This window comes from Salipiger pentaromativorans, assembly GCF_024721115.1.
In the GTDB taxonomy this organism is placed as follows: Bacteria; Pseudomonadota; Alphaproteobacteria; order Rhodobacterales; family Rhodobacteraceae; genus Salipiger; species Salipiger pentaromativorans.
Genome location: NZ_JAMDHK010000022.1, coordinates 66,793 through 74,486 on the forward strand (window position 1 = coordinate 66,793; position 7,694 = coordinate 74,486).

6 protein-coding genes are annotated in these 7,694 nt (G+C 64.6%); 2 read left to right on the forward strand and 4 right to left on the reverse strand.

All coding sequences use genetic code 11. From position 1 onward, the window contains the following. Window positions 1-16: 16 nt before the first annotated feature. Both M4578_RS23455 and choX read right to left on the reverse strand, forming a co-directional pair. Window positions 17-2,134 (reverse strand): methyl-accepting chemotaxis protein, encoded by a 2,118-nt coding sequence (locus M4578_RS23455; protein WP_258095566.1) that lies wholly within the window; start codon window positions 2,132-2,134, stop codon window positions 17-19. Between the two features lie 140 nt (window positions 2,135-2,274). Beyond that, window positions 2,275-3,195: a choline ABC transporter substrate-binding protein gene (gene choX, locus M4578_RS23460; protein WP_258095567.1), complete on the reverse strand. Its 921-nt coding sequence runs from the start codon at window positions 3,193-3,195 to the stop codon at window positions 2,275-2,277. A 146-nt stretch (window positions 3,196-3,341) separates the two neighbouring features. On the opposite strand from choX, the gene ade reads away from it, so the two are divergent. Further along, the gene (gene ade / locus M4578_RS23465) at window positions 3,342-5,039 is read left to right on the forward strand and encodes an adenine deaminase (RefSeq protein ID WP_258095568.1); all 1,698 of its coding nucleotides are present in this window, start codon (window positions 3,342-3,344) and stop codon (window positions 5,037-5,039) included. A 77-nt stretch (window positions 5,040-5,116) separates the two neighbouring features. Next, window positions 5,117-5,719 carry a hypothetical protein gene (locus tag M4578_RS23470; RefSeq protein ID WP_258095569.1) on the forward strand — a complete coding sequence of 201 codons (603 nt, stop codon included), beginning with the start codon at window positions 5,117-5,119 and terminating at the stop codon, window positions 5,717-5,719. A gap of 239 nt (window positions 5,720-5,958) precedes the next feature. Here M4578_RS23470 and M4578_RS23475 read toward each other — a convergent pair whose 3' ends face one another. Then, window positions 5,959-6,249, reverse strand: a complete 291-nt coding sequence (locus M4578_RS23475) for a DUF6966 domain-containing protein (RefSeq protein ID WP_258095570.1) — start codon at window positions 6,247-6,249, stop codon at window positions 5,959-5,961. Window positions 6,250-6,350: 101 nt separating this feature from the next. Beyond that, on the reverse strand, window positions 6,351-7,526 hold the full coding sequence (locus M4578_RS23480) for a lytic murein transglycosylase (RefSeq protein ID WP_258095571.1): 1,176 nt from the start codon (window positions 7,524-7,526) through the stop codon (window positions 6,351-6,353). Window positions 7,527-7,694 lie beyond the last annotated feature (168 nt).

Sequence of the window (7,694 nt, forward strand, 5' to 3'; positions counted from 1 at the left end):
CGCCGATCCCGGCCGATCAGGCCACCCGAACCTCGCGCGCGCTCAGCGGTGGCGCGCCGGTGCCCGGACGCCCCAGATCGAATTCGGCGACAAGCTGCGCCAGATGTTGCGCCCGCTCCGCCAGATCACTCGAACTGTCGCGGCTCGCATCGGCCACGGCGGTGTTCTGCGCAGTGAGCTCGCTGAGGCGGCGCATCGCGGAGTTGACCCCCTGAAGCTCGCGGCTCTGGCTTTCGGCGGCGGTGCTGACACCGGACAAAACCTGATCGACGCGGCGGATCTGGTCGAGAATGGCCTCCAGAGAGTCGCCGGTTTCGCCGACCAGATCGACGCCGCCCTTCACCTCGCGGGCGCTCTCCTCGATCAGCGCCTTGATCTCGAGCGCCGCATCGGCAGACCGGCTGGCCAGGCTCTGCACCTCCATCGCCACCACGGCAAAGCCTTTGCCGCTTTCGCCGGCGCGCGCGGCCTCGACCCCGGCGTTCAGAGCCAGAAGATTGGTCTGAAAGGAGATATCCTCGATCACCGTGGTGATCTGGGCGATCTTGCCCGAGGATTCCGCGATCCGGTCCATCGCCGCCACCGCGCTACGCACCACCTGCCCCGACCGGTCGGCCCGGCCCTTGGCCTCATCCGCGAGCCCCTTGGCATCCTTCAGGGAGCCGCTGGTTTCCTGCAACGTCTCGGTCAGCCCCGCGACCGTATCCGCCGTGCGCGCGATGGTCTCGACCTGGGTGTTGGTCCGGTCGGCGAGATCGGAGGCCGAGACCCGCATGTCCCCCGACCGGTCCTGTAACTCGGCCACCGTCTCGACCAGCGTGAGCATCACATCGCGCAGCCGCGCGGTGGCGGTGTTGAAATCGGTGCGGATCGAATCGTATTCGGGCGCCAGCTCCTCATCGAACGCGCGGGTCAGGTCCGAATGGGCCAGCGCATTCAGACCTTCGGTGACCAGGTCGACCACCTGTTGATGCCGCGCATTCAGCCGCGCCTCGTCCTTCTGGCGCTTGTCGATGGCCGCTCGGGTCAATTGCTTGAACCGGTAGACGGAATTGGCCATGCGACCGATTTCGCCGCGCCCCTTGATATAAGGCACCCAGGCATCGAAACGACCCTCGATGAATTCATGCATCACCGCCGTCAGCTTGCGCAGGCGCCGGGTGACCAGCTCGGCCTGCGTGAAGGCGAACACCGCCACAAGCAGAACAACGATCGCCGCGATCACCGCACGCGACCACAGATCACGATGCGACTGCGTCGCCACACCGCCGGTATAGGTTTCCAGATCGGCCATCAGGCCGGCTTCGACCGCCCGCAGATCGTCGATCCAGGCGGTGGAGGCGGCAAACCAGTCGGGCGCTGTCAGGCCGTCCAGCGCCCCGCCATAGGGCAAACCGACAATCGCCGCGCGCATCGGCGCCACGGCCTGCGCCGCCGGGCGTGCGTTCAGCCGCTCGACGAATGCCGCGTCGCCCAGCACCTCGCCGGCGCGAGCGAGAAAGGCCCGCTGTCGCGCGCCAAGCTCGGTAAAGCGCTGGTGCACGGCATCGGGAAACCGTGTTGCGCCAAGCCCGGTTGCCCCCATCGCCCGTTCGAGCCCGGCGCTTTCCTTGGCCAGAGCGACCAGCTCGGACGCCTCCATCAGAAGCGCCGCGCGATCGGCATTCGCCCCCAGCCGGATCTGGCGCGATGCCGCCATCAACTGGTCGATGATCCCGGTATAGAACCCGGCCAGCTCCGGCACCGTCAGCCGCAGGGAATCGATTTCCGCGCGCCGCACCCGAAGCGCCTCAAGCCCGGCCTGCGCCTCGGCCATCCCCTTCGGTGCGATGGCAGAAATCTCCGGCGTCCCCGCACGCACCGTTGCCAGCACGGCATCGGTCGCCTGCCGCTGCCCGGCAAGCGCATCGCGAAACGTCTCGCCCTGCGATGCGGTGAACCCGGCGGAGTACCCGCGTTCCTTCTGCAATTCATGCACAAGATCCGAGACCCGGTCGGAGTCTTCGGCCACCCGCGAAACCATCGCCTCGCGCTGCGACAGTTCCGCCAGAGACGACAACTCGCTGCCCGCAAAATAGAGCGTCAGCGCCAGCAGCGGGGCGATTGCGCTCAGCATCATCAGACGCAAACTCATTTCAGACCTTCCCGTTCGAGATCTCGCACGGGAAAGACTTGACCCGCGTCTGATGAACGAGCGCTGAATCGTGTAATTTTATCCTTTAAAATGCGACCGATCCCGCCTGCCGGAGCGGCGGAACCGGTCCCGGGCCGGACTTATTGCAGCGCCGCCGTCACCGCAGCCATGGCGTCTCCGCCATCCTTTGCGGTCACCCCGTCGAGCCAGGCCCCCGCCACATCGGGATGAGCCGCGAGCCAGGCCGTGGCGGCCTCTTCCGGATCGGTCCCGTCATCCAGGATCGCGCCCATGATCTCGTTCTCCATGGCCAGGGAGAATTCCAGGTTTTCCAGCAGCTTGCCAACATTCGGACAAGCCTCGACATAGCCCGCCGACGTGTTCGTATAGACCGTCGCACCGCCCAGGTTCGGACCGAAATAATCGTCGCCACCGGTCAGGTAGGTCAGCGCGTAATTGGCATTCATCGGATGCGGTTCCCAGGCCAGAAAGACGATGGGCTCATCGCGGCTCACGGCGCGGCCGACCTGCGCCAGCATCCCCTGTTCCGAACTTTCCTTGACCTCGAAATCCTTCAACCCGAACGCATCCGCCTCGATCATGTCGATGATCAACCGGTTGCCGTCATTGCCCGGCTCGATACCATAGATGGTCTCGTCCAGCGCTTCCGCGTGGGCTGCAATATCGGCGAAATCCCGGATCCCCAGATCGGCACCCACCTTGTTGGTGGCCAGCGTGTATTTCGCCCCTTCGAGATTGGCGCGCACGGTGTCCACCGTGCCAGCCTCGCGATAGGGGGCAATATCGGCCTCCATCGTGGGCATCCAGTTGCCGAGAAAGACGTCGATGTCCTTCTTGGCCAGCGAGGTATAGGTCACCGGCACCGAGAGCACCTTGATGTCGGTGTCGTAGCCAAGCGCCTTCAGAACCACGGAGGTGGCAGCGGTGGTGGCGGTGATGTCGGTCCAGCCCACATCCGAAAACACGACGGTATCGCAATCGGCATAGGCGGCACCGGCCGAGAACAGCGCGGCCGCCGCGGCGAGGCGGAGGGTGGTCATGATCTCTCTCCCTGATTTTTCTGGTTCCTCGGCGCAAGTAAGCGCCCATTCTCCCGGCTTTGCAACCGGATGCGGCCCCGCGGCCTCTCGCCTGCGCCGGTTTGCTGTGCCAGACTCACGGCAAGCGCAGCAGAAGGAGGCGGATCATGGCAGAGCTGGAAACCCGTATCGCACAGGGGCGCGGCGACACGCCGGCGGATCTGGTGCTGAGGGGCGGTCGGGTGCTCGACCTGATGACCGGCGCGCTGCTGGAGGGGGACGTGGCGATCTGTGGCGACACCATCGTCGGTGTCTTGGACAGCTACGAAGGGCGCGAGGTCATCGACGTGTCCGGCCTGATCCTGGTGCCCGGCTTCATCGACACGCATCTGCATATCGAAAGCTCGCTGGTCACACCTTTCGAGTTCGACCGCTGCGTCACGCCCCGCGGCGTCACCACGGCGATCTGCGACCCGCACGAGATCGCCAATGTGATCGGCGCCGAGGGCATCCGCTATTTCCAGGCGGCCTCGACCCATACGCTGATGGACATCCGCGTGCAGCTCTCCTCCTGCGTGCCCTCAACGCATATGGAGACGGCGGGCGCCGAGCTGCTGGCAGAGGATCTGGCAGAGCTCATGGGCCACCCCTCGGGCATCGGGCTGGCGGAGTTCATGAACTACCCCGGCGTGATCTTTCGCGACCCCGAGGCGATGAAGAAGCTGCGGCTCTTCGAGGGCGGTCATATCGACGGCCATTGCCCGCTGCTTTCCGGCAAGGATCTGAACGCCTATATCTCGGCGGGCATCCGCACCGAACACGAGGCGACCAGCGCCGAGGAGGCGCTGGAGAAGCTGCGCAAGGGCATGCGAGTGCTGATCCGCGAGGGCTCGGTTTCCAAGGATCTGCACGCGCTGCAACCGCTTCTGAGCGAACGCACGGCGCCCTATATGTGCCTGTGCACCGACGACCGGAACCCGCTGGACATCGCCGAGCACGGGCATCTCGATTACATGATCCGCACGCTGATCGCTCTGGGCACGCCGGTGCTGGCCGCCTATCGCGCGGCGACGCTCTCGGCGGCGGAGGCCTTCGGGCTGAAGGATCGCGGCATGATCGCGCCGGGCAAGCGCGCCGATATCGTGGCGGTGGACTCGCTCGAGGGCTGCCACGCGCAGCTTGTGCTGGCGGGCGGGGTGCGGGCCGACGACGCGGCCTTTGCCAAGCGCGGCACGGTGGCGCCGGTGGGCCGGCACTCGGTCAAGGCGCCGCGCCTCAGCCCCGCGCAATTCCGCGCCACCGGCAACCGCGAAGAGACCGACGTGATCGGCATCCGCGAGGGGCAGATCCTCACCGACCACCTGCACGAGACCATCGCGATTGCCGACGGTGACAAGCACCCCGACCCGTCCCGCGATCTGGTGCGCATCGCGGTGTGCGAGCGGCACGGCAAGAACGGCAATGTCGCGACGGGCTTCGTGAAGGGCTTCGGGCTAAAGGCCGGCGCCATCGCCTCGACGGTCTGCCACGACCACCACAATATCGCCTGCGTGGGGGTCGATTACGCCGACATGGCGCTGGCGGCGAACCGGCTCTCGGAAATCGAGGGCGGCTTTGTCGTGGTGCGCGACGGCGCGGTGCTGGCCGAACTGGCGCTGCCGGTGGCGGGGCTGATGAGCCTTGCGCCCTTCGAGGAGGTCCGCGACCGGCTGACCGATCTGCGCGCGGCGGCGCGCGGGCTGGGCGTGACGCTGGAAGAGCCCTTCCTGCAACTGGCCTTCCTCGCCCTGCCGGTGATCCCGGCGCTGAAGATCACCGACCGTGGAATGGTGGATGTGGTGAAGTTCGAGATTATTCCGGGGTGAAGTGGGGGAAGTGCGGCTTTGCGGACAAAGCTGACGTTGGCGGTATGGTGCAACCAGAAATCATCAGGAGTAGCGAAATGGCACAATTGGATGAAGATGGGCTCAAAGAGAGAGAGACACTAATAGCGCGGCAGTACCAGGGCATCTATCCCGTCTACGAAGCGTTTTACATCCACTCGATAATCTATGCGGCCGAGCGCTCGGAGGCGGCGTTCCAGCGCTTTGATGAGGCTGTTGCCGCCTCCTGTTCGGCCGAATTGATCGTCGCCACTATTCAAGAGGCGTTGACCCACGCGGGCGCGCTATCCCGCTTCTTCTGGCCAATGAAGAAGCAAAACCAACTTGCAGTCGCGCGTGGTGATCGGCTGCGAGATGCCTTCGCGCTTGATGAAGCATCGGCAATGAAATGGCGCAAGTTGCGAAATGCGTTTGAGCATTTCGACGAGGACCTTGACCGCTTCCTTCTTGAGGATCGAGCCGGGTACTTCTTCCCAAGTCCGCTGGTAGACGACCAGGCGCTCGCCGACGAGGCCATCGGGCATATTTTCAGGCTGGTCGATCCAACGCATGGCATTTGCGTGCTCCTTGGCAAGAAATTTGAATTCCAGCCCATTAGGAGCGAAGTGCGGCGCATCCTGTCTCGCGCACGCGAAATGGACGAGCAAGGCAGTCGCCTCTGACAGGCGGCATTAACACGCGGCGTTGCTGTGAGAAATGTCAAGAACGGGCACGGAGCAGACCTGCGGCGGCGCGGCGTGCTGGACGTTCTGGTGAGTGGGCCTGCCCGGCAGAGACGGCCCAGAGCTGCCGTTCACCGGGTTGGTCATCGCTGCGGGGAAGCTTCCCTAAACCGGTCATTCATGACACCGTGCAGCGTAGTCGGGCAGACCGACGTCAGCAATTGGGACGAAGCGGACAGTCACCGCAGATTCTGCGCAATTTGATAGGCTTTGGTTTTCTCTTTCCTAAGATCCGAGTTGGCGACGTCTGTAGTATCCAGAACAAGATCGTCAAAGCTTCCCATTCCTCCGAAGAAGCCCAGAAACAGCTCCACAGAGTATCCGTCGGATTTCCGAGCAAGTTGAATAACTTTCTCGATACGAAGACACCAGAATCGCTCGTGATTTTCTACCAATAGGCGACGAATACGCTGCAAGCATTGCACAAACTCTTGGACGTCGGGGTGAAGGTTCGAAAGATCTTGTGCCATATACCTAAAACTCTGCCGTCTTCCCAATCTGACATCATGCGGATGGGCTGGAGAGGGCTCAAACCTAACCCTCCCGCCAGCCTCCCCCCCCAAACTACCCCTCACAACCTCCCCAACAACCCCACCGTCGGCCAGCCATCCGCCGGCAGGCCCAGCCTGGCCTGCATGTCCCGCACCGCCGCCCGCGTGCCCGCGCCCAGGATGCCGTCGATGCCGCCCACGTCGTAGCCCTTTGCCGCAAGCGCCTGTTGCAGCGCCTTCATCTGCGCGCCCGAAAGCCCCGGATCGGGCGTGCCTGCGTCATAGACCGGAGCGCCCTCCAGACGGGTGGCGAAATAGGCCGCCGTCGTCACGTAGACAAAGCTCTGGTTCCACTCGAAATAGACCCGGAAATTCGGATAGGCGATGAAGGCCGGGCCGCCGCGCCCCTGCGGCAGCAGGATCGAGGCGGGCAGCCGTGCGTCGTCGAGCCGGCCCTCGCGCGCCCGCACCCCCAGACGCTCCCAGTCTGCCACGCTCAGCTCGGTCTCGAGCCCGGTCTGCGACCAGTCCATCTCGGCGGGCAGCACCACCTCCTGCAGCCAGGGCTCTCCCGGACGCCAGCCCAGCGAGGACAGCATCTTCGCGCCCGACATCAGCGCATCCGGCGCCGAGGTCTTGAGCAGCACATGGCCGTCGCCATCGCCGTCCATGCCGTTTTCCAGAATGTCGCGCGGCAGCATCTGCACCATGCCGATCTCGCCCGCCCAGGCGCCGGTGGTGGTCGCCGGATCGAAATCGCCGTGCCCGTAAAGCTCCAGCGCGGCAAAGACCTGCGGGCGAAAGATCTGCGGACGGCGGCAATCATGCGCCAATGTCACCAGCGCGTTCAGCGTGTTGAAATCGCCCTGGAAGGCGCCGTAATCCGTCTCGAAAGCCCAGAAGGCCAACAATACCCCGCGCGAGATGCCGTAGTCGCGCTCGATCCGGTCGAACACCGTGTCCCAGCGCCCGGCCAGTTCGCGCCCCTTGTCCAGCCGGTACTGGCTGATCAGCTTGCGCGAGAAGGCAACAAACGGGGTCTGGAAGATGCCCTGCGCCCGATCCGCCTTGAGCACCCGGTCGTCCTGCCGCACGCCGGCAAGGAACCGGGCCACTTGCGCCGGGTCGTGGCCCTGCGCGATGGCCTCCTCTCGCAAACCGTCGACAAAGCCCGCAAAGCTGCCGCCGCAGGGCACATCCTGCGCCAGCGCAGCCCCCGGAAGGGACAGGGCAATCAACAGGGGAAGAGCACGCATCGAAACCTCGCCGCTAAGTTTGCGGCACAGTAGCAGCCCGCAAAAAACGCGCAAGAAGCGGCTTTCTGCTCATGTTTGTGGAAGGTCTGAAAAACCTCGCGCTCTGAGGGGTTTGGTATAGACTTTGCGGGACGAAGAAGGAAGCCCCATCATGCCCAAGCAGCCCGC